This is a genomic window from Pseudomonas sp. s4 (assembly GCF_046764235.1).
GTDB lineage: Bacteria > Pseudomonadota > Gammaproteobacteria > Pseudomonadales > Pseudomonadaceae > Aquipseudomonas > Aquipseudomonas asiatica.
Genome location: NZ_CP177209.1, coordinates 4983831 through 5005420, shown reverse-complemented (window position 1 = coordinate 5005420; position 21590 = coordinate 4983831). Strand labels below are relative to the sequence as shown.

Below are 21590 nucleotides of genomic sequence, written 5' to 3'. Positions count from 1 at the left end.
CCCGCTCCCACAAGGTCCAGCAGGTTTTGTTACTTGATGCGCTGGCCTGGCTTGGCACCGCTGTCCGGGCTCAGCAGGTAGATCTCTTCACCGCCAGGCCCGGCCGCCATGACCATCCCTTCGGACACCCCAAAGCGCATCTTCCGTGGTTTGAGGTTGGCCACCATCATGGTCAGCCGGCCTTCCAGCTGGGACGGGTCGGGGTACGCCGACTTGATGCCGGAAAACACGTTGCGGCGCTCGTCACCGATGTCCAGGGTCAGTTGCAGCAGCTTGTCCGCGCCCGGTACGGCCTCGGCCTTGACGATCAGCGCCACGCGCAGGTCGACGGCAGCGAAGGTGTCGAACTCGATTTCCGCCGACAGTGGGTCCTTGGCCAGCTCGCCATTGCCGGCCGGGGCCTTGGCTTCGGCGGCCAGCAGGTCTTCCTTGCTGGCGGCGACCATGGCTTCGACCTTGGCCGGTTCGATGCGGCTCATCAGCGCCTTGAACGGGTTCAGCTGATGGTTTTCCAGGCGCGACAGGTGGTCGTTCCAGGTCAGTGGTGCCACGTTGAGGAAGGCCTCGGCATCGGCAGCCAGTACCGGCAGCACCGGCTTGAGGAAGATCACCAGCTGACGGAACAAGTTGATGCCTTGGGCGCAGATGGCCTGAACTTCATCCTGCTTGCCTTCCTGTTTGGCCAGCGACCATGGGGCCTTGTCAGCGATCCAGGCGTTGGCGCGATCGGCCAGCGCCATGATTTCGCGCATGGCACGGCCGAAGTCGCGGCCTTCATAGGCGTCGGCGATCGACGGGGCGGCCGCCAGGAAGGCTTCGGTCAGCTCCGGTGCAGCATCGCCAGCCACCATCACGCCTTCATTGCCCTTGTGGATGAAACCGGCGCAGCGGCTGGCGATGTTGACCACCTTGCCGACCAGGTCGGAGTTGACCTTCTGTACGAAGTCTTCCAGGTTCAGGTCCAGGTCATCGACGCCACGGCCCAGCTTGGCGGCGTAGTAGTAGCGCAGGTATTCCGGCTGCAGGTGGTCGAGGTAGGTGCGGGCCTTGATGAAGGTACCGCGCGACTTGGACATCTTGGCGCCGTTCACGGTCAGGTAGCCGTGCACGTTGACCGCGCTCGGCTTGCGGAAGCCCGCGCCTTCGAGCATGGCTGGCCAGAACAGGGCGTGGAAGTTGACGATGTCCTTGCCGATGAAGTGGTACAGCTCGGCCTTGGAGCCTTCGTTCCAGAACGCGTCGAAGTCCAGCTCCGGGCGGCGTGCACAAAGGTTCTTGAAGCTGGCCATGTAGCCGATCGGTGCATCCAGCCACACGTAGAAGTACTTGCCTGGCTCGCCTGGGATCTCGAAGCCGAAGTACGGCGCGTCGCGCGAGATGTCCCACTCCTGCAGGCCCGAGTCCAGCCATTCGGCCAGCTTGTTGGCTACCGCGTCCTGCAGCGTGCCGCTACGGGTCCACTGCTGCAGCATGGCCTGGAAGTCCGGCAGCTTGAAGAAGAAGTGCTGGGAATCACGCAATACCGGGGTGGCACCAGAGATGGCCGACTTGGGGTTCTTCAGCTCGGTGGGCGCGTAGGTGGCGCCGCATTTCTCGCAGTTGTCGCCGTACTGGTCTTCGGCCGCGCACTTGGGGCAGGTGCCCTTGATGAAGCGGTCGGCGAGGAACATGCCCTTTTCCGGGTCGAAATACTGGGTTACCGAACGGGTGGCGATGTGCCCGGCGTCTCGCAGGCGCGCGTAGATCAGGCCCGACAGTTCGCGGTTTTCTTCGCTGTGGGTGGAGTGGAAGTTGTCGAAGTCCACCAGGAAGTCGGCGAAGTCGCTGCTGTGTTCGGCCTGGACGTTGGCGATCAGCTGTTCCGGGGTGATGCCTTCCTTCTCGGCGCGCAGCATGATGGCCGAACCGTGGGCGTCGTCGGCGCAGACGTAGATGCACTGGTTGCCGCGCAGCTTCTGGAAGCGGACCCACATGTCTGTCTGAATGTACTCGAGCATATGGCCAAGGTGGATCGATCCGTTGGCATAGGGCAAGGCGCTGGTGACGAGAATCTGACGTGGCTCGGACATGGTGGCTCGGCTACTTATCTGGCGACGGGGTAAAAATGAGGGTGATCGGCCACTATAAAGGGCTGGCGAAGATATTTCACCCCGCATGCGCATCTGCTGACGATTGACGGGTTAGGATAGGCGTCTGTTTTACATTCAGTTTGCCATTGGGAGTCTCCATGAGTGCCGTCACCCGTGCCGCCGTCGAAGGCGTGCTTCGCCAGTACACCGACCCCTACCTGAACCAGGACCCGATCAGCGCCGGCTGTGTGCGCGCAATCGATATCCAGGGCGGCCAGGTCAGCGTGCAATTGCAACTGGGTTATGCCGCAGGGCTGTTCAAGAACGGCTGGGCCCAGGTGCTGCAGACCGCCATCGGCAACCTGGAGGGCGTCAGCAGTGCCCAGGTGTCGATCGACTGCGTGGTGGCTGCGCACAAGGCCCAGGCTCAGGTGCCGGCAATGGCCAACGTCAAGAACATCATCGCCGTGGCCTCGGGCAAGGGCGGTGTGGGCAAGTCGACCACCGCGGCCAACCTGGCCCTGGCGCTGGCTCGCGAGGGCGCGCGGGTGGGTATTCTCGATGCCGATATCTATGGCCCCAGCCAGGGCGTGATGTTCGGCATCGCCGAAGGCACCCGCCCGCAAATTCGCGAGCAGAAGTGGTTCGTGCCGATCAAGGCCCATGGCGTGGAAGTCATGTCCATGGCGTTCCTTACCGACGACAACACGCCGATGGTATGGCGTGGCCCTATGGTTTCCGGCGCGCTGCTGCAGCTGGTGACCCAGACTGCCTGGGACGACCTGGATTACCTGGTGATCGACATGCCGCCGGGCACCGGTGACATCCAGCTGACCCTGGCGCAGAAGGTACCGGTTGCCGGTTCGGTGATCGTCACCACCCCGCAGGACCTGGCCCTGCTGGATGCCAAGAAGGGCGTGGAGATGTTCCGCAAGGTCAACATCCCGGTGCTGGGCGTGGTGGAGAACATGGCCGTGCACATCTGCTCGAACTGCGGTCATGCCGAGCACCTGTTCGGCGAAGGCGGTGGCGAGAAGCTGGCGAGCCAGTATGGCGTCGACCTGTTGGCGTCGTTGCCGCTGTCGATGCTGATTCGCGAGCAGGCCGATAGTGGCAAGCCGACGGCGATCGCCGAGCCGGAAAGCCAGATTGCGATGGTCTATCAGGAGCTGGCCCGTCAGGTGGGCGCGCGGATCGTGCTGCAGGAAGCTGCTGCGCCGGCGATGCCTAGCATTACCATCAGCGAAGATTGATCTGTCAGATCGCGTCGCTCTCTTCGCGGGCAAGCCCGCGAAGCAGGCGACACGGTCTTTCGGCCAGGCATAAAAAAACCCGCCGGAAGGCGGGTTTTTTGAAAGCTAGGAAGCTTCGATCGACTTAGGCGATCTGAACTTCTTCAGCCTGCATGCCTTTCTGGCCGCGGGTAGCGACGAAAGTAACAGCCTGGCCTTCTTTCAGGGTTTTGAAGCCGTCAGCTTGGATGGCTTTGAAGTGCACGAACAGGTCGTCGCCCGACTGAGGGGTGATGAAGCCGTAGCCTTTCTCATCGTTGAACCACTTAACAACACCGGATTGACGGTTGGACATTTTTCTGTCTCCTTGGACAATTTGATAACGGTCAGGAAAAACCCTGGCCGGGACTGAGCGCAAAGAGAGCAGAAAATTCAGCGATGGGCCGATCAGGATCGTGCATCAAACTAGAGATTCTCGGTGTCACGTGCAGCACAGTGGCGCCACCTTACCCCACTTTCCGCAACCTGCCAATGGTCAGAAGGCGCTTTACGCAAATTCGGATCGACGGCGGCTGAAGCCCCCGCCCGGCGCGGGATGAGGCATGGAACTTTAACCTGGGCGCCGGGACCGGTAAGATGCGCGTCTCGAATTTTCACCTCGCAACTCTTCAGGACACCCCGCCATGAGCATCAAATCGGACAAGTGGATTCGCCGCATGGCGCAGGAACACGGCATGATCGAACCGTTCGTCGAGCGCCAGGTGCGCGGCGAACAGGACAGCCGGGTGATCTCCTTCGGCGTCTCCAGCTACGGCTACGACGTGCGCTGCGCCGACGAATTCAAGGTGTTTACCAATATCAACTCGGCCACCGTCGACCCGAAGAACTTCGATGCAGGCAGTTTCGTCGACATCAAGAGCGACGTGTGCATCATCCCGCCGAACTCCTTCGCCCTGGCGCGTACCGTCGAGTATTTCCGCATTCCGCGTGATGTGTTGACCATTTGCCTGGGCAAGAGCACCTACGCCCGTTGCGGCATCATCGTCAATGTCACCCCGCTCGAGCCCGAGTGGGAAGGCCATGTGACACTGGAGTTCTCCAATACCACCACGCTGCCGGCGAAGATCTACGCCAACGAAGGTGTGGCCCAGATGCTGTTCCTGCAGTCCGACGAAGAATGTGAAGTGTCGTACAAGGACCGTGGCGGCAAGTACCAGGGCCAGCGCGGCGTCACCCTGCCGCGTACCTGAGCCGACAAGCGCGGGGAATTCCCCGCGCCTTTGGCACTCCAACTGGATAACGCCGGTGCGCATGACGCGTAGCGGCCTTGCCAGGAGCAGCCAATGAAACTCCACCCCGCAATCAGTGCCAAGCTGGCAGGCCTGCAGCCCAACCACGTCGGGTTGCTACCATGGTCACTGCTGGCACACCCGCTGCCGATGCAGGCGGGGGGCGTGCCCCACCAGCCTGACCCGGATACCCCGCAACCGCCGGAGCCCGGTGATACACCACCCATGGAGCCGGGCGAGCCGACCCTGCCGGACGAGCCTCCACCGGCACCTGTAGCCTGAGTGATCCGGGCTAGAGCGGCCAGACGCGGTCTGCCCCGGTCAGGAACACCCGGCTGGCGCCCGTGGGGGCGATTTCCCAACCCCCGGTAAACTCACCGAACGCCGGCAGCAGGCTGACCTGTCCATCGATCAGGAAGCAGGGCAATCGCAGGCGTTGCCGAGCCTTGCCGCGCAGGACGAATACCGGGTGTACGTGCCCTGCCAACACCGGTTGGGTCGGGTGGGGGCGGGGTTCGTGCTGTAGCGCAAAGGGTTCCAACAGCCAAGGTTCGCTCACGACTTCGATACCAAGTGACGCGGGCGGGTCACCGGCGTTTCGATCGTGATTGCCGCGGATCAGCACGATTTTCAGGGTTCTGTGGCGCTCTCGCCAGGCCTGCAGCGTTGCCAAAGTTGCCGGCGCCTGCGCTGCGCGCGCATGCAGAAAATCGCCAAGAATGATCAGTTGCTCGCAATCATGCCTTGCCAGCAATGCATCCAGGCGGGAGAGTGTCGCCTCGGTGGTGCCGCGCGGTACCGGTTGGTGCAAGGCGCGATAGCTTGCTGCCTTGCCGATGTGCACGTCGGCCACCAGCAGAGCATGACGGGCTGGCCAGTAGATGGCCTTGTCCGAAAGCAGCCAGAGCACTTGGCCATGGTGTTCGATGGGTAGAAGGTTGGTCATTCCGTAGCGTCCGCCGCACTGTTCAGCTCCGCGACCATCCTCGCAATCCGGTCCGCCAGTCTCTCGGTGCTCAACGTTTCGCGCATGCCTTCCACCAGCAAGGCAAATGCCAACGGTCCGGGCCGTTTGAGTGGTCGCAGTTCCAGCTGTAACTGGCCCATCTTCAGCAATTGCCGGTGCAACCGCTCGATCTCCAGTTCCTCATTCAGCACCTCGTCCCGTGCCTGGGCCAGCAGCAGGTTGCCGGTGTCATGCTTGCGAAATACCTCATAGAACAAGCCGCTGGAGGCCTGGATCTGCCTGAGGCTTTTCTGCGCCGCCGGATACCCGCCAAACACCAACCCGGCAATCTGTGCGATCTCGCGAAAACGACGCAACGCCATTTCTCCTGCGTTGAGGCTGGCCAGCACATCATCCAGCAGGTGTTCGGTACCAAGTGCCTGCGGCAGGTGCGTCGTCCAGTCCACCTTGCCTGGACTGAGCAGTTCGAAACCGTAGTCATTGACCGCAATCGAAACCGAAAGCGGCTGCACGCGGCTCACCCGCCAGGCGATCAGGTTGGCCAGTCCAAGGTTGGCCATGCGCCCGGCGAACGGATACAGGAACAGGTGCCAACCCTGGCGCGACTTGAAGGTTTCTGCCAGCAGCGTTTCGGGGGTGGGCAGCGCCGACCATTGCGCCTGCAAGGCCAGCAGGGGGCGTACTGCACGCATCTCCGGGCTTTGAAAGCGCCCTTGGGATGCTGCGCCGAGCTGCTCGACCAGTGCGTCGGCCAGTTCGCTGGAGAGCGGCATGCGGCCACCATTCCAGCGTGCAACCGCTGCCTTGCGCGCGGTACTGCGGCGTACGTAGGCCGTCATGTTTTCCACGCGCACCAGTTCCAGCACTCGCCCGGCGAACACCAAGGTGTCGCCAGGGCGCAAACGGGCAATGAACGCCTCTTCGACGCTGCCCAGCGCCTTGCCCCCACCACCCTTGCTCCAGTACTTGAGCTGCAGGCTGGCGTCGCTGACGATGGTACCGATACTCATGCGGTGGCGACGTGCCAAACGTTCGCTGGCAACCTTGTAAGTGCCGTCGGGCTGGCGCTCGACGCGCTGGTAGTCTGGGTAGGCGCTGAGTGAGCTGCCGCCATGGCAGACGAAGTCCAGCGCCCATTGCCACTGGCTGTCACGCAATTCGCTGAAGGCCCAGGTACTGCGCACTTCGGCCAGCAACTGCTGCGGGTGAAAGCCGCTGCCCAAAGCCATGCTTACCAAGTGTTGCACCAGCACGTCCATGCACAAGCGCGGCGAATGCCGGGCTTCGATGTGCCCGGCTGCCAGGGCGTGCCTGGCGGCGGCTGCTTCCACCAGTTCCAGGCTGTGGGTGGGCACCAGAGTCACCCGGGAGCGCCGCCCCGGCGCATGGCCGGAGCGCCCGGCCCGTTGCACGAGGCGGGCAATGCCCTTGGCGGAACCGATCTGCAGTACTCGCTCCACGGGCAGGAAGTCCACCCCCAGGTCCAGGCTGGAGGTGCAGATCACTGCCTTCAGGTTGCCTTGCTTGAGGCTGCGCTCGACCCAGTCACGGGTATCGCGGGCCAGTGAGGCATGGTGCAAGGCAATCAGCCCGGCCCACTCGGGGCGTACCTCGAGCAGGGCCTGGTACCAGAGTTCGGCCTGCGCCCGAGTGTTGGTGAAGACAAGGCAACTAGTGCTGGCATCGATCTCCCGGCTGACCTGATCGAGCATCTTCAAACCCATGTGCCCGGCCCAGGGGAAGCGCTCGATGGCCGTTGGCAGCAGGGTATCGACCTGCAACTGCTTGTCCTGTCGGCCTTGTACCAGCAGGCCGCCTTGTGGCAGCAATACGTCCAGCGCATGTTGGAGATTGCCGAGGGTCGCGGACAGGCCCCAGGTCGGCAGGCTCGGGTGCCAGTGGCGCAGGCGGGCCAAAGCCAGTTGCAGTTGTACTCCACGCTTGTTGCCCAGTAGTTCGTGCCATTCGTCCACCACTACCAGGCGCAGTGTGGCGAAGTCTTCGCGAGCTTGTGCCCGGGTCAACAGCAGCGTAAGGCTTTCAGGGGTAGTGACCAGTACGCTGGGCAGGCGCCGTGCTTGCCGGGCACGTTCGGCACTGCCGGTGTCGCCGCTGCGAATGCCCACGCTCCAGGGCAGGCCCAGGTCGTCCAGCGGCATCTGCAGTGCGCGGGCGGTGTCGGCGGCCAAGGCTCGCATGGGGGTAACCCACACCACCTGCAAGGGTGCAGCATGACGTCCTTGGGCTTCGGCCTTGAAGGCCCTCAGTGCGGCGAGCCATACCGCGTAGGTCTTGCCGGCACCGGTACTGGCATGCAGCAAGCCGGATTCGCCCCGTTCCACGGCGGCCCAGACGCGGCGCTGGAAAGCGAAAGGCTTCCAGCCACGCTTGGCGAACCAGGCCTTGGCGAGGTCGGTGGCGGCGGGCATGGGGCATAGGGTCCTTCGGTGGCTGTGTTTCTACAGACAACCAGCCAGGCGCAATGGTTTTACCGGATCAGTTTGCCAGCAGATAGCCGCTGCGGCACACCTGCTCGCCTGCGACGTGGGCGATGACCATGCCTGCGGTAGCCATGCGCCGTACGTTACGTGCATACAGCAGGCCGGGCTGGCTGTTGCGGATGGCCGTCACCCGGTCGCTGAGCGGGTCGATGACTTCAGCGATCAACTGGCCCGCCTCCAGGTGCTGGCCTGGCCGGGCGTGGTACACCAGCAACCCGCCCAGTGGCGTTATCACCGGTTCTACTGCGGCCAGTGGTGTGGCCGGGCAGCGCAAGGCGGGCAGGGCCGGGCTTGCGCCTTCGATGACCCCCGCATGGGTAAGGAAGTCGAGGATCGCCTGGCAGTCCTTGCTGGCCAGGTCGTGGCTGACATCGGCCTGGCCGCGCAACTCGACGGTGACCGAGCAGCAGCCCAGCGGAATCGGGAAACGTTTGCCGAAGCGTTGTTGCAGCTGCCACCAGACCAGGCTGAAGCATTCATCGAACGACTGCCCGCCAGAGTCGGTGGCAAGCAGGCTGGCTTGGGCACCCAGGTAGCGGGCCAGAGGTTCGATCTGCGGCCAGGCGTCTGGCGTGGTGTACAGGTGCTCGACCGCCTCGAAGTCGCAGTGCAGGTCCAGCACCATGTCGGCATCGCAGGCAAGGCGCTGCAATATCAGGCGTTGGGCCTGCAGCGGTGTGCGCGCCGGGTGTGCGTCCAGCCCCCGCCGCAGGTATTCGCGGATCAGCGCGAGGTTGTGTGCCGGGTCTTCGGTCAGGTGTTCTTCGATCTGGTCGCCGATGCTGTCGGAAAGATCGACGAAGTTACGGTTGAAGTTCTCGCCGCTTTGCAGTTCGAATCGTCCCAGCGGCGCGTCCAGCAGCACTTGTTCCAGGCCGACCGGGTTGGCCACCGGCACCAGGATGATCTCGCGCTGCAGGCGGCCTTGCTGTTCCAGTTCACCCAGGCGGCTTTTGAGGTGCCAGGCCACCAGCATGCCGGGCAGCTCGTCGGCATGCAGCGAGGCCTGGATATAGACTTTGCCGCCACCGCGAGGTCCGAAGTGGAAGCTGTGCAACTGGCGGGTGATGCCCGGAACGGGCGAGAGCAGGTCGTGAGTTGAGTGGTGCATGGTGGTCCTGGGTGCGTGGCGAAAACGGTCTGCGACACAGTCGGCACAAAGATGGAAGCACAGTTTTCGGGCTTGCGCCTCCTTCGATTGCGCCCCGATTACCCCGTCGGCTTCTTCGCGGGCGTGCCTGCTCCCACAAGGAACCTCACAATCCTCCCGGCCTGTGATGAACCTGCGGGAGCGGGCGTGCCCGCGAAAAAGCCAACGCCGTATCGAAATGGTTTCAGGCCAGCAGCGCCTGCAATGTAGCCAGGTCATCCGCTTCTTCCACTGGCTTGTCCAGCCGCCAGCGCAGCATCCGCGGAAAGCGCACGGCGATGCCGCTCTTGTGCCTCCTGGACAGGGCGATGCCCTCGAAGCCCAACTCGAACACCAGCGTCGGCGTCACGCTGCGCACCGGCCCGAAGGTTTCAACCGTGGTCTTGCGAATGATGGCGTCGACCTTGCGCATTTCTTCGTCACTGAGCCCTGAATAGGCCTTGGCAAAGGGGACCAGTGCCCGACCCGGCGTACCGGCTGGCGCGTCCCACACGGCGAAGGTGTAGTCGCTGTACAAGCTGGCCCGCCGGCCGTGGCCGCGCTGAGCATAGATCAGCACGGCATCGACGCTGAACGGGTCGATCTTCCACTTCCACCAGGTGCCCATGTCCTTGGTGCGCCCCACGCCATACAACGCCTCTCGCTGTTTCAGCATCAGCCCTTCCACCCCCAGGCTGCGGGACTGTTCGCGCTGGCGGGCAAGGTCGGCCCAGTCCTGGCCTTCGAGCAGAGGCGAGAGCAATACCGGGGCCAATGGGTGCTGCTCAAGTACCTGCTCCAACTGCTGGCGGCGTACATGCTGCGGGCGGCTGCGCCAATCCTCGCCTTGCCATTCCAGCAGGTCGTAGGCCTGCAGCACGACCGGGGCGTCGCTCAGCAGCTTCTTGCCCAAGGTCTTGCGTCCCAGGCGCTGCTGCAACAGGGCAAATGGCTGCACAGCCAGCTCAGCCGCTGAGCCACCAGGTTTCCAAACCAGGATCTCGCCATCGAGCACGACACCGTCGGGTAACGTCTGCGCCAGGCTGTGCAATTCGGGGAAGCGTTCGGTGACCAGTTCCTCACCGCGCGACCAGACCCACAGCTGGCCTTCGCGCTTGACCACCTGGGCGCGAATGCCGTCCCATTTCCACTCGATTTGCCATTCGCTCGGCGGCCCGAGCAGTGTATCGAGCTGTTCGGTTGATACCTGCAGGGGGTGGGCCAGGAAAAACGGGTAGGGCTGGCCGCCACGCAAGCTATGTTCATCGTCTGATTCCGGGGCTATCAGCCGTTGATAGCTGGCTGCCGTCGGGCGGTGGCTGATGTCGGTGTAGCCAACCAGGCGCTGGGCCACGCGTTTGGCATCCAGCCCGGCCAGTTGCGCGAGGGCGCGAGTGACCAACAGCTTCGATACGCCCACGCGAAAGCTGCCAGTGATGAGTTTCAGGCAGAGCATCAGGCTGGGGCGGTCCAGCTGGGCCCAAAGAGGCGGCAGGCGTTGCTGGATCTCCTCGACCGGCAGGTTCCGCAATGGCAGCAGATGGGCTTCGACCCAGCGGGCGAGGCCGTCGTCGCCAGGGTGGCGGCTTTCCGGAACCAGCAGGGAAATGGTTTCGGCCAGGTCGCCAACGGCCTGGTAGCACTCCTCGAAAAGCCAGTCAGGCAGCCCCGCCAACCTGCCGGCCAGCTCCCGCAGCACGCGTGTAGGCACCAGCTGGCGGGGGCGGCCACCTGCCAGGAAGTACACCGCCCAGGCGGCATCCACAGGCGGGGCGGTGTTGAAGTAGTCGCGTAGCGCCTTGAGCTTTGCAGTGCTGGAGGTGGTCGCATCCAGCCTCATGTACAGCTCGGCGAATGCTTTCATGCGCCTGGCTCCGTGGTCACAATGTCATCTTCCTCACCGTACTCGGTCACGAAGGCGCGGGCATCGAGGCCTTGTTCGATGAGGTAGCGCACCAGCACATTGACCGAACCATGGGTGACCATCACGCGTTCTGCGCCGGTCTGGCCGATGGCCCAGAGCAATCCCGGCCAATCGGCATGGTCCGAGAGCACGAAACCTCGGTCTACCCCACGCCGGCGTCGGGTGCCGCGCAACAGCATCCAGCCACTGGCAAAGGCATCGCTGTAGTCGCCGAAACGGCGCATCCAACTGCTGCCACCCGCCGAAGGCGGTGCCAGGACCAGTGCCTGGCGCAGCAGCGGGTCGTTGCGAGGGATATCGCCGACATAGCGGGTTTGCGGAAGGTAGACGCCAGCGTCCCGGTAAACCCGGTTGAGTGGTTCGACAGCACCATGCACGAGGACAGGGCCAATGTTGGCGTCCAGCCCGTGGAGGATTCGCTGGGCCTTGCCGAAGGCATAGCAGAACAGCACGCTGGCTTTGCCCTGTTCGCTATTGGCGCGCCACCAGTTATTAATGCCGGTGAAAATCTCGCCCTGGCTGGGCCAACGGTAGATGGGCAGGCCGAAGGTCGATTCGCTGATGAACGTGTGGCAGCGCACCGGTTCGAACGGCGTGCAGGTGCCGTCGGGTTCCACTTTGTAGTCGCCGGAGGCGACCCAGACCTCGCCCTGGTACTCCAGGCGCACTTGCGCCGAGCCCAGTACATGCCCGGCCGGGTGCAGGCTCAGGGTTACGCCATGGTGCAGCAGGCGTTCGCCGTACGGCAGGGTTTGCAGGTGGATGTCCTGGCCCAGGCGGCTGCGCAGGATGCCGGCGCCTGAGGCGGCGGTGAGGTAATGGCGGTTGCCGACGCGGGCATGGTCGCCGTGACCATGGGTAATAACAGCGCGGTCTACGGGGCGCCACGGGTCGATGTAGAAATCACCGGGCGGGCAGTACAGGCCTTCGGGGCGGGCGATGACGAGGTCCATGGCTCAACGTCTGGAGTAGGGCTTGCTAGGTCAGAGTGGCGAGGCCTGCGACAAGTTCTATGTGTGAGGCAGCCCTCTTGAGGGCTGCCAGACCCGCGTCAGGAAATAGCGACCTTCCAGCCCGATTTTCGGGCTTCTTCGATGCTGATCTTGGCGACGCGGGCGATGTTCAGGCGTTTGCCGTCATGCATCAGATATGGCGAAGCGCGGAAGTGATCCCAAGTGGTATCGACGCTGTCGGGCAGTAGGTCCTCGGAGTCATAAGCGATTTCCAGGGTGACGGGTGAAGAAACCGCAGGGGCGCTGGCATCTCCGTCGCTGATCATGCGGTAGTCGGCGATTGCGGTTCCCAGCCAAAGTTGTGCATTGACGGTAGCGCCAGCTGGAACTTTGAGCGTATCAGGCCAGGAAATTTCAATTTTCAGGGTTTCTGTAGCCATGTTCATCATCCTCTTGATGGAAAGTGTGCCGCACCTGTCCGGGAACAGTGCGGCACCGAGGATGCTAGGTAGCTGGGTGGCTGCCGGTAAGGAGGAAAGGCTCCACTAGCGCCCAGGCACCAACGTCAAACGCTGGTTGCCATACGCCCGCCCGAAGTTCTGCTGCTGCAGTGGCAGGCTCATGAAGCGCCCTTTGAACCAGGCATCCAGCCCATCGCTGTAATGCGTGCTGGCCGGGTTGCCGGACTGCCCGCTGCTGGTCAGCACCTGCAACGGCTCGGCCTGGCCGAAGTCGACGATCATCCGTGCCGAGGCCGGCAGGCGGGTGTCGAAGTCGCTGCCCCAAGCGTATGGCGTCAGGGCCAGGGTGGTAAAGTCGCCACCGGCAGCCAGCGGCGGGCGACCGAGGGCATCGCCCAGGCCATGGTAGGCCGGTGCAGGCCAGCGGTACTGGTGCAGCTTGCCCCACTGCCAGGCGCGGCGGTCGGCTCCCAGTTGAGCGGTGCCGGCATCCACAGCACCAGCCAGGCTGCGGGCGAGAATGGCCGGCTTGTCTTCTTTCTGCGGGGTATTGCGGTCATCCCAGAACGGGCTGTCGTCGCGGCCCAGCAGGTGGTCGGCCTGCGCCGAGAACGACAAGCGGGCATTGCTGACGAACGCCTGCCAGGCCGGGCCGGATTCCGGGCCCAGGTCATCAAGGAAGGTTTGCCGGGCGACTTCCTGGAGGAACAGTTCGTACAGTGCGGCATCGGCCGACACCGGGCTCAGGCGGCCATCGAAGGCCTTGAGCCGGGCCAGCGCGTCGCTGGCCTTGTCGCGCTGTGCGGCGGGCAGGGCGTCGATCGCCTGCTTGAGCGGCTGGGCCATGCCCGGGGCGTCGAACATCTGCTTGAGCTTGTCGGCCAGCAGGGTGGTCTGGTCGTTCTGCAGGGCCATCAGGCTGCGGCTGTCGTGGCGGCCATTGCCGGCCAACTGGGCCAGGCGCTCGGCGCGTTCTGGGTAGTACCAGGTGCTGGACAGCTGCATGCCATAGCCACGCGGAAGGCTGCGCTGGTTGGCGTGGCCGATCCAGCCGGCGGGCGGGTCCTGATCGTAAGGGTGCAGCATCGGGTCGGCATAGCCGTCCCAGTCGTAGCGCCCGTCCCAGCCAGGCGACGGCAGCAGGCCCTGGCCTTCGCGGCGGTTGGGGTAGCGGCCACTGACTTGCCAGCCGATGTGCTCGGGTTCGGCGAAGACGAAGTTGAGGGCGGCGGCGGTCACTTCACGGGTACTGTCGAAGGCACGCTCCACGCTCTTGGCACGGGTCAGGTCGAACAGCGCATCCAGGCTGCGGTCGCCCTTGAACTGTGGCAGGTTCAGCGCCAGGCCCAGGCTGGCATTGCCTGGCTGGGCCAGCAGGGTGCCGTGGCGGGTGTCGTACATCACCTCGCGCAGCGGGCGCTGGCCGCGGACGAAGAAGGTTTCGCTACGGGCGCGGGCCGGCAGCCATTTGCCGTCGGCGAGGTAGCTCAGTTGGCTGCCCTGGTGGCGCAGTTGCTCCAGATACAAGTCCTGGTTGTCGGCCATGACCGCGCTGCTGCTCCAGGCCAGCTTGCCGTTGTAGCCGGCCAGCACGATCGGCAGGCCAGGCAACGACAGGCCGGCGACCTGGTACTTGCCGGTGTGGATCTGCACCGGGCTCAGGGCCCAGGCGGCTCGGCTGTCGCAGGCCAGCAAGCTTTTGCCGCTGCGGCTGCGCTGCGGCGCCAGGGCCAGGTTGGCCGAGCCCGGGCTGCCCAGAAGGTCGAGGTCGGCCAGCTTCTGGCTGGCGGCTGCCAGGGCTGGCAGCCCCGGCAACTGGCTGGCCAGGTTCAGGCCCTTGAGCTTGTCCACTTCGGCTTCGGCCAACGGCTCGTCCGGGGCACCGGGTAGCAGCCAGGCCAGCTTGTCGCTGCCGGCTTTTTGCGCCAGGGTCAGGGCGCTCAGTTCTTCCTGCAGGTTCACCGACTGGCTGAACGCATACAGGCTGAAGATCAGTGCCGAGTCCTCGGGCTTCCAGTATTCGGGGCGGTATCCACTGCTGGCCAGGCCGGCGGGCAGCTTGTCGCGGTAGCGGAACAGGTAGGCGTTGACCCCGCGTGCATACACTTCGAAGAAGCGCTTGAGCCGTGGCGACGCGTCGGCGTACTGCTGGGCGGCGCTTTGCTTGAGGTTGGCCGCGCGCATCAGGCGGTCGATGTCCAGCGCGTCGCTGCCGGCCAGTTCTGCCAGGCGGCCCTGGGCCAGCAGGCGCATGGCGACCATCTGCTCGATGCGGTCGCCGGCATGCACATAGCCCAGGCTGAACAGGGCGTCATGGAAGCTGCTGCTTTCGATCAGTGGTGCGCCCATTGCGTTGCGCCGTACCGAGACGTTCTGCGCCAGGCCCTTGAGCGGCTGCACGCCGCTGGTCGGTGGCACGCTGCCCTGGTAGCCGCCCGTCTGGCAGCCGGCCAGCCCGAGCATGCCGAGCAGCGTGGCAGCGGTTGCGAACCGCGGGCGGAATGGAGGAAAGGCGGAGGCGGCCATGACAAGGGCTCCTGCAAGGCGTGGCGGGTTTCGAAAGGCGCTAAGGTAGTGAGCGCGCAGGCGCCGTGCAAGGTCCCTGGGCGGTTTATTTTTTGTGCTTGGCGTGGGGTGTGTGGTGCCTGTGAGATCGAGCGCCGCCCGCGCGGCGCTTCGCAGCACAAGGCTGCTCCTACATTTGTTTCAGGCCAATTATTCCTGTGAGGTTTGTGCGCGAACGCTTTGGCGCATGGCTCGATATCGCGTTGTACGAACAAGGCGGTCGCGTGCACTGGCATAGGCATTACTGGCCCGAAACAGATGTAGGAGCAGCCTTGTGCTGCGAAGCGCCGCGCGGGCGGCGCTCGATTTGCGCGCCACCTCAAAAATCAAGACATGCACTCAAACCTTGAAATGTTCGGCCACGGCGTCGGAAAAGTGCGTGCAATTGATGCGAGCAAGGCGTTGATAGTCACGGCTGACGGCGAAGGCCGAGCCTGGCATCAATAGCACCTTGTGCTGTTCCAGGCGACGCATGAAGGGCTGCAGGTCGGCCAGTTCGGGGTGGTAGACCCACAGGAACATGCCACCTTGGGGCGTTATGTCGAATTGCCAGCCACGCGCCCGCAACAACTGCTGGGTCTGCGCCTGCTGCCGGATCAGGCGCTGCTGCAGGTCTTGCATGTGCCGGGCATAGGTGCCGTCGGACAAGATGGTGTTGACGAAGCGCTCGCAAAACGCCGGTACCGCCACGCAGGTCAGCAGCTTCAGGCGTGTCAGCGGCTCCATCAGCTCTGCCGAGCAGGCGATGTAGCCCACGCGCAATGAGGCGGACAGGCATTTCGAGAAGCTGCCGATGTAGATGACCCGCTCAAGGTTGTCCAGTTCGGCAAAGGTCTGGCGCACACCCGGGCTGAAGTCGCCGTAGACATCGTCCTCGACCACGAAGAAGTCGTGTTCCACCGCCAGGCGCAGGACGCTGAAGGCATTGTGCGGGCTGATGTTGCCGCCGGTCGGGTTGTGGAAGGTGCTGTTGCAGAAGAGTGCCTTGACCTTGTGCCTGGCCAGGTGCTCCTTCATGTCTTCAACGTTCGGTCCGTCCTGGGTTCGGCGCACCCCGACCACATGGCCGCCGGCCAACTGGATCAGCTTGATCAGGTTGCCATTGCCAGGCTCGTCGACGAACACGTGATCGCCTGGCTTGATCAACAACCGCGCCACCAGGTCCAGCGCTTGTGTGGCGCCCAGCGTAGTCAGCAACTGACTTGGCCGGGCATCCACACGGGTCAGGCGTTTCAGGTGCACGCACAACTGCTTGCGCATGGGCAGGTAGCCCTGGATGTCGCCATATTCTGCCAGCGAACTCTGCTCCAGGCGTGCCGTGCGCCGAATTGCCCTGGCCAGCAGCTCGGTGTCTCGCCAGGCGGGTGGCAGCCAGCCGCTGCCCAGTTTGGTGTAGTGCTGGCCCCCCTGCAGCAACTTGAACAGCGGGTCGTCGGCCATGCCTGCGGGCGTATCCACTGTGCCGGTTTGCCGTGTGTGGCTGGCGACGAAGTAGCCGCGGCCAGGAATGGCGGTCAACACACCTTCGCTTACCAATCGGGCATAGCTGGAGACGACATCGTGGTAGCTGCAGCCAACCGCCGCCGTCAGCTTGCGGATGGACGGCATGCGCTGGCCAGGCAGCCATTCGCCGGCTTCGAGGCGCTGTTTCAACTGATCATGAAGGCTGTGCGGGCGCATGGCGGGTCCAGCAGCTGTTAGAAAAAACAGCCTAACAGTTAACTGGAAAGCGCGTCGACTGTTCGAACTACAGGGCGCGGCAGATGCCACCATGCACCTGTCGGCATCTTTCCAATGCAGAATTCCACCCGTCCACCAACCGTGAGCACACGCCATGTCGAGCCCCCTTCCACGGCGCACGTACCTGTATTTCACCGCGCAATCGATCAACCTGACGACTGCGGTCATGTCCGTGACCATGGCGGCCATTGTCGGGGCGGCGCTGGCGCCTGCTGCCACATGGTCCACTGTGCCCTATGGGTTCCAGTTCCTTTGCCTGATGCTGGCTACCTATCCGGTCTCCAGGCTGATGAGCCGCATTGGCCGCAAGCGCGCCTTCATGCTGGGCTCGGTCCCTTTGGCGGTGTCTGGCATCAGTGGTTACCTGGCGGTGCAGTACCAGCACTTCCCGACGCTGGTGATCAGCCATTCGGCATTGGGCATCTACATTGCGTTTGCCAACTTCAATCGCTTCGCGGCCACCGACAATCTGGCCCAGAACCTGAAGCCCAAGGCGCTTTCCCTGGTGGTGGCCGGTGGGGTGATCGCTGCCGTGGTCGGGCCGGCGCTCACCGAGTGGCTGAGGGACGTTGGTGGGTATCCGCTGTTTTCGCTGTGCTACGCCGCTTTTGTCGGCCTGGCGGTGATGTCGTTGCTGACAGCGGCCTGCCTGCCCGGCGATACCGGCACCGCCAGTAACGACCGTGCAGCGAAACCGGCTGGCACGACCGCCGAGCCGCTGAGCCCGGTGGTTGCCGTGGCCATGGCGGTGGCCGCGCTGGGCTACGGCATCATGAATTTGCTGATGATCCAGGCGTCCATGCACATGAAACACATGCATGAGGACTTTTCCGACGTTCGCTTGGCGATTCAATGGCATGTGATTGCCATGTTTGCGCCGTCGTTCTTCACCGGCGCCATCATCCACAAGCTCGGCATCAGGGCCACCATCTGTCTCGGCCTGTGCCTGCTGATCGGTTGCACGGCCATGAACATGTGGTCGCACAGCTACGCGATGATGACCTTGTCACTGATAGCCCTGGGCCTGGGTTGGAACCTGACCTACGTGGGCGGTGGGGCGCTGTTGGCGCAGACGCTGCAAAACAGCCCGGCAGCGATGCAGATGCAGGGGAAGAACGATCTGGCCATTGCGGTGTTCGCGACCGTTGGTGCATTCAGCCCATCGCTGTTGCTGGGTACGGTCGGCTGGGATGGCACCAATGCCATTTGCATGGCCCTCTGCATCGTGCTGCTCATGGCCACCGCAGGGTTGCTGCAGCGCAAGGTTTCAGGGCCTGCCAGGGCCAGTTAGACCCCGGCTACCCTCCGCGCGGCCCGCAGCAGGGACGCGCGAGTGCTGTTCAGGTCAGGCGCCGTGGCACTTCTTGAACTTTTTCTGGCTACCGCACGGGCATGGGTCGTTACGGCCAACGTCCTTCAGGGCGTTGCGTACCGGCTCCTGGTGGCCGTGGTTGCAGTGCGGGCCGTGTACATGGCCATGATCGTGGTGGTGATCATGATCGTGGTTGCAGTCAGGGCCATGAACGTGGGGTTGCTGGGACATTGCAGGGTCACTCCGGTTTGTAATCGCCGGGGATTATCTCACCACTGCGCGACAAGTGCAGGTCCCGATGGATGAGCAACCCGGTCGCCAGCTCGCCCTGCAGGCTGTAATGCAGTGGTTGTTCGCTTTTCAGCAGCTTGGCCAGCGGTTTCAGGTGCTGCCACAGGTTGGTCCGTGCGGTGATCTTGAAAGTACGCCGGGCATGCCCGCCGACACTGCGCCACACGCTGGTTTCATCCTGCACCAGCAACAGGTCGTTGAGGCGTATGGCATACGACAGGTTGCGGATGAACAGGCGGCTGTCATTGGGGTTGTCGATTCGCAGATGCAGCACGAACTCCTGCTCCAGCAACCTGGCCTTGACCGTCTCCACCTCGACCAGGTGCACCTCGGGTTCGCGCCAGTCGTCACCGCCCCAGCTGGCGCAGCCCGCCAGCAGTGCAAGCCATGCCATCAGGGTGGCGAGCAGCAGCGGGCGGGTGCGGGCGATCATGGTCAGCTACCCACGTAACTGGCGCAGCATTTCTTGAACTTCTGGCCGCTGGCGCAGGGGCAGGGGTCGTTGCGCCCGGCCTTGAGCCCGACCGTGGGGTCGATGAAGTACCAGCGCCCGGCGTGCTGGACGAATGCCGAGCGCTCGCGGTGCTGATGGTCACCCTCCAGGTCGTGCCAGCGTGCAGTGAAGGTGACAAAACCGTGCTCTGGCTGGCCGCCCAGCACCTCTGCGCTTTCCACCTCCAGGCCCAGCCAGGTGCTCTGGGCGCTCCAGGCGGCCATGGCGGCACGGTCCAGGCCGGCTTGCTGGGCCGGCAGGGTGGTGGCCACCAGGTAGTCGACCAGGCCCAGCACGTAGGCACTGTAGCGTGAGCGCATCAGCGCCTGGGCATCCGGCGCCGGGGTGCCGGCATGGTAGTGCCCGCAGCAGGCGTCGAGCAGGTTGCCACTGCCACAAGGGCAGACCGAGACACTCATCATCACCACCAGTACTTGCCGAAGTTTTCAGGGTTGGCCCAGAACTTGGCATTCAGCCAGTCCGGTACCTGCTTGTAGTCATGTAGATCATAGGTGAACAGGCTCAATACCTGCTGGTCACGGCGGAATTTCTCGCTGGCCGACAGGGCAAGGGCAAAGAAATCGGTGTCCTGCCAGCCACAGGCGGCCAGGTCGGCCAGCACAGCGACCCGGCTGGCATTGAGGTTGCGAATGCCACCGAGCAATTCCAGGCCGGTGCGTTTTGGCAGGTGCTCCAGGCAGTCCACCAGTACCGCCAGGTCAAAGCGCTGGGCTGCCAGTTCTGCCGGCAGCGGGCCTGGGGCGGCCGTGGCGATGGTTACCTGTGGGTGCGCCTGGGCGAAGGCGTCCAGCGCCGGGAAGCGCGTGCCCACCAGCAGCAGGCGTTGCGGAGTGAAGCGATCGAGCAGGGCCGCCAAGGCCTGCTGCGGGGTGCGCTGGGAAAAACCGTCGGTCATTGCCAATCCTCGTTGAAGTCATCCAAGACTAGCGGGCCGCAGCGTGCGGGCAAAGAGGCATGTGACTGTGTCGTGGCTTATTGGTGGCAGGGATCAGATGCTCGGTCTTTACTCCCTGAAATCGGCCTTATGCCGATTCCCCCTAGGAGAAGCAATGAAATGAGCATAGTACGCACAGCGATACCCCTGGTTCTGCTCACCAGTGTGTTGACTGGTTGTGCAGGTTTGCAAAAGACCGACTGGCCGAAATGTGCCGCCGTCGGGGGTGTAAGCGGCGCTGCCCTGGGCGCCATCGAGAGCTCCAGCTGGGCTGGTTGGGGCGCGTTGCTGGGCGGTGGCCTGGCGGCGGGCTATTGCTGGGCCCATGGCGATGGCGACGAGGATGGTGACGGTGTGCCGGACAGCCGTGACAAGTGCCCAGGCACCCCGCGCGGTGTGCAGGTCGATGCCAACGGCTGCCCACCGGAGCCGGCCGCGGTGGTCGAGGAAGTGGTGGTGCAGAAGGAAGAAGTCATCGTCATCCGCGATGTGCACTTCGAGTTCGACTCTGCGCGCCTGACCGCCAGCGACAAGGAGCGCCTCAACACCATTGCCACGCGCCTGAAACAGGAGGCGCCGTCCGCCCGCCTGAGCGTCAGCGGCCATACCGATAGCGTCGGCTCCGACAGCTACAACCAGAGACTGTCCGAGCGCCGTGCCCACTCGGTGACCGATTACCTGGTCGAGAGCGGTGTGCCGCGCAGCAGCTTCGTGTCGGTGGTCGGTGCTGGTGAAACCCAGCCGGTGGCAGACAACGCCACGGCCGAGGGGCGTGCCATGAACCGCCGTACCGAGATCAAGATCCAGCGGTAGACCGGCGTGCGCCCGTGCCTTGAGCAGTGGCACGGGCGCGTCTTCACGGCGGTCAGCCGCCCGTGGCCAATGACACAGGAGCATTCAGCATGAGTGTGACGTCGAAGGCGGCGCTGCCGCTGTTGGTGGCTGCCAGCCTGCTAGCGGGCTGCGCCACCCACAGCGATGGCAGCGCGCCGCTCAACCAGAGGACCTGGCCCATCTGCAGCCTGCTCGGCGGCCTGGTCGGTGGTGGCCTGGGCGCCATCGAAAGTTCGAGTTGGGCGGCTGGCGGCGGTGCCCTTGGCGCCATCGCCGGGGGCCTGATCTGTTACGCCCAGGATGGCGACGAAGATGGCGACGGCATTTTCGACCGCCGTGATCGTTGCCCCGATACCCCCACCAACACTGCGGTCGACCACATGGGTTGCCCGTTGAGGGTGTACCCCGCATTGCCGCCTGCCACTGAACCTGAACCCTCGCCGGAGGTGATCATCCTGGATGACAACGGCGCGGTGATGTTCGCCTTCGATTCCGCCGAGCTGACCCCGGCGGCCCAGCAGCGTCTGCAAGGCCTGGTGGCAAAACTCGATTCACCGACGGTGGCCAAGGTAAGCGTGATCGGGCATACCGACAACGTCGGCTCCGACAGCTACAACCAGGCACTTTCCGAACGCCGCGCCAGCAGCGTGGCCGTTTACCTGATCGGCCAGGGGCTGGAGGCGGGCAAGGTCACCAGCCAGGGGCGCGGCGAGAGTGAACCGCTCACCGACAACGAAAGCGAGGAGGGCCGTGCCCGCAACCGACGGGTGGAACTGCACCTCAACTGAGTGGTGCTGGCGCCTGTCCGGGCATTGCAGTTAATGTTGGTCGCACGGCCCGCTCGAACGGGCCGTCTCGACATAACAACAATCCAT

At 64.0% G+C, this 21590-nt stretch carries 20 protein-coding genes; 6 read left to right on the top strand and 14 right to left on the bottom strand.

All coding sequences use genetic code 11. The features are described from left to right. Positions 1-29: 29 nt before the first annotated feature. A complete protein-coding gene (gene metG / locus ACK56M_RS23240; protein ID WP_015271555.1) occupies positions 30-2069 on the bottom strand; it encodes a methionine--tRNA ligase in 2040 nt (679 codons plus the stop codon). Between the two features lie 158 nt (positions 2070-2227). Between metG and apbC the strand changes: the two genes are divergently transcribed. After that, positions 2228-3322: an iron-sulfur cluster carrier protein ApbC gene (gene apbC / locus ACK56M_RS23235; protein WP_015271554.1), complete on the top strand. Its 1095-nt coding sequence runs from the start codon at positions 2228-2230 to the stop codon at positions 3320-3322. Positions 3323-3446: 124 nt separating this feature from the next. On the opposite strand, the gene ACK56M_RS23230 is transcribed toward apbC, so the two are convergent. Continuing rightward, positions 3447-3656 (bottom strand): cold-shock protein, encoded by a 210-nt coding sequence (locus tag ACK56M_RS23230; protein WP_003254922.1) that lies wholly within the window; start codon positions 3654-3656, stop codon positions 3447-3449. Between the two features lie 328 nt (positions 3657-3984). Here ACK56M_RS23230 and dcd point away from each other — a divergent pair, with 328 nt between their 5' ends. Both dcd and ACK56M_RS23220 read left to right on the top strand, forming a co-directional pair. Further along, positions 3985-4551, top strand: a complete 567-nt coding sequence (gene dcd / locus ACK56M_RS23225) for a dCTP deaminase (protein WP_003258001.1) — start codon at positions 3985-3987, stop codon at positions 4549-4551. Between the two features lie 93 nt (positions 4552-4644). Continuing rightward, a complete protein-coding gene (locus ACK56M_RS23220; RefSeq protein ID WP_015271553.1) occupies positions 4645-4872 on the top strand; it encodes a hypothetical protein in 228 nt (75 codons plus the stop codon). Between the two features lie 10 nt (positions 4873-4882). Here ACK56M_RS23220 and pdeM read toward each other — a convergent pair whose 3' ends face one another. The 8 genes from pdeM to ACK56M_RS23180 all read right to left on the bottom strand — a co-directional run bounded on the left by pdeM (position 4883) and on the right by ACK56M_RS23180 (position 16770). Continuing rightward, a complete protein-coding gene (gene pdeM / locus ACK56M_RS23215) occupies positions 4883-5536 on the bottom strand; it encodes a ligase-associated DNA damage response endonuclease PdeM (RefSeq protein WP_015271552.1) in 654 nt (217 codons plus the stop codon). Beyond that, the gene (locus ACK56M_RS23210) at positions 5533-7986 is read right to left on the bottom strand and encodes a ligase-associated DNA damage response DEXH box helicase (RefSeq protein ID WP_015271551.1); all 2454 of its coding nucleotides are present in this window, start codon (positions 7984-7986) and stop codon (positions 5533-5535) included. The genes pdeM and ACK56M_RS23210 overlap by 4 nt, the downstream gene beginning before the upstream one ends. A 67-nt stretch (positions 7987-8053) precedes the next feature. Next, positions 8054-9169: a succinylglutamate desuccinylase/aspartoacylase family protein gene (locus tag ACK56M_RS23205; protein ID WP_015271550.1), complete on the bottom strand. Its 1116-nt coding sequence runs from the start codon at positions 9167-9169 to the stop codon at positions 8054-8056. A gap of 223 nt (positions 9170-9392) precedes the next feature. After that, positions 9393-11051: an ATP-dependent DNA ligase gene (locus tag ACK56M_RS23200; protein ID WP_100412732.1), complete on the bottom strand. Its 1659-nt coding sequence runs from the start codon at positions 11049-11051 to the stop codon at positions 9393-9395. Then, positions 11048-12064: a ligase-associated DNA damage response exonuclease gene (locus ACK56M_RS23195; RefSeq protein WP_015271548.1), complete on the bottom strand. Its 1017-nt coding sequence runs from the start codon at positions 12062-12064 to the stop codon at positions 11048-11050. Before ACK56M_RS23195 ends, ACK56M_RS23200 begins: the two co-directional genes overlap by 4 nt. A 98-nt stretch (positions 12065-12162) precedes the next feature. Continuing rightward, positions 12163-12504, bottom strand: a complete 342-nt coding sequence (locus ACK56M_RS23190) for a hypothetical protein (RefSeq protein WP_015271547.1) — start codon at positions 12502-12504, stop codon at positions 12163-12165. Between the two features lie 105 nt (positions 12505-12609). Continuing rightward, the gene (locus ACK56M_RS23185) at positions 12610-15051 is read right to left on the bottom strand and encodes a penicillin acylase family protein (protein ID WP_054573726.1); all 2442 of its coding nucleotides are present in this window, start codon (positions 15049-15051) and stop codon (positions 12610-12612) included. Positions 15052-15429: 378 nt separating this feature from the next. Next, the gene (locus ACK56M_RS23180; protein ID WP_015271545.1) at positions 15430-16770 is read right to left on the bottom strand and encodes a PLP-dependent aminotransferase family protein; all 1341 of its coding nucleotides are present in this window, start codon (positions 16768-16770) and stop codon (positions 15430-15432) included. A gap of 154 nt (positions 16771-16924) precedes the next feature. On the opposite strand from ACK56M_RS23180, the gene ACK56M_RS23175 reads away from it, so the two are divergent. Next, complete coding sequence (locus tag ACK56M_RS23175) at positions 16925-18121, top strand: MFS transporter (RefSeq protein ID WP_054573725.1); 1197 nt, start codon at positions 16925-16927, stop codon at positions 18119-18121. A 54-nt stretch (positions 18122-18175) separates the two neighbouring features. On the opposite strand, the gene ACK56M_RS23170 is transcribed toward ACK56M_RS23175, so the two are convergent. From ACK56M_RS23170 to ACK56M_RS23155, 4 genes are read right to left on the bottom strand one after another with little or no spacing between them, the layout of a single operon-like run. Further along, entirely contained in the window at positions 18176-18373 is a 198-nt protein-coding gene (locus tag ACK56M_RS23170; RefSeq protein ID WP_003258907.1) for an SEC-C metal-binding domain-containing protein, read from the bottom strand. A 7-nt stretch (positions 18374-18380) separates the two neighbouring features. Beyond that, positions 18381-18866 (bottom strand): LEA type 2 family protein, encoded by a 486-nt coding sequence (locus ACK56M_RS23165; protein ID WP_015271543.1) that lies wholly within the window; start codon positions 18864-18866, stop codon positions 18381-18383. A gap of 2 nt (positions 18867-18868) precedes the next feature. Then, on the bottom strand, positions 18869-19345 hold the full coding sequence (locus ACK56M_RS23160; protein ID WP_411959093.1) for a YchJ family protein: 477 nt from the start codon (positions 19343-19345) through the stop codon (positions 18869-18871). Positions 19346-19347: 2 nt separating this feature from the next. Further along, positions 19348-19842: a DUF6231 family protein gene (locus tag ACK56M_RS23155; RefSeq protein WP_015271541.1), complete on the bottom strand. Its 495-nt coding sequence runs from the start codon at positions 19840-19842 to the stop codon at positions 19348-19350. A 159-nt stretch (positions 19843-20001) separates the two neighbouring features. Between ACK56M_RS23155 and ACK56M_RS23150 the strand changes: the two genes are divergently transcribed. Both ACK56M_RS23150 and ACK56M_RS23145 read left to right on the top strand, forming a co-directional pair. Then, entirely contained in the window at positions 20002-20694 is a 693-nt protein-coding gene (locus ACK56M_RS23150) for an OmpA family protein (RefSeq protein WP_411959092.1), read from the top strand. A gap of 89 nt (positions 20695-20783) precedes the next feature. After that, positions 20784-21503, top strand: a complete 720-nt coding sequence (locus tag ACK56M_RS23145; protein WP_085721075.1) for an OmpA family protein — start codon at positions 20784-20786, stop codon at positions 21501-21503. Positions 21504-21590: the final 87 nt, after the last annotated feature.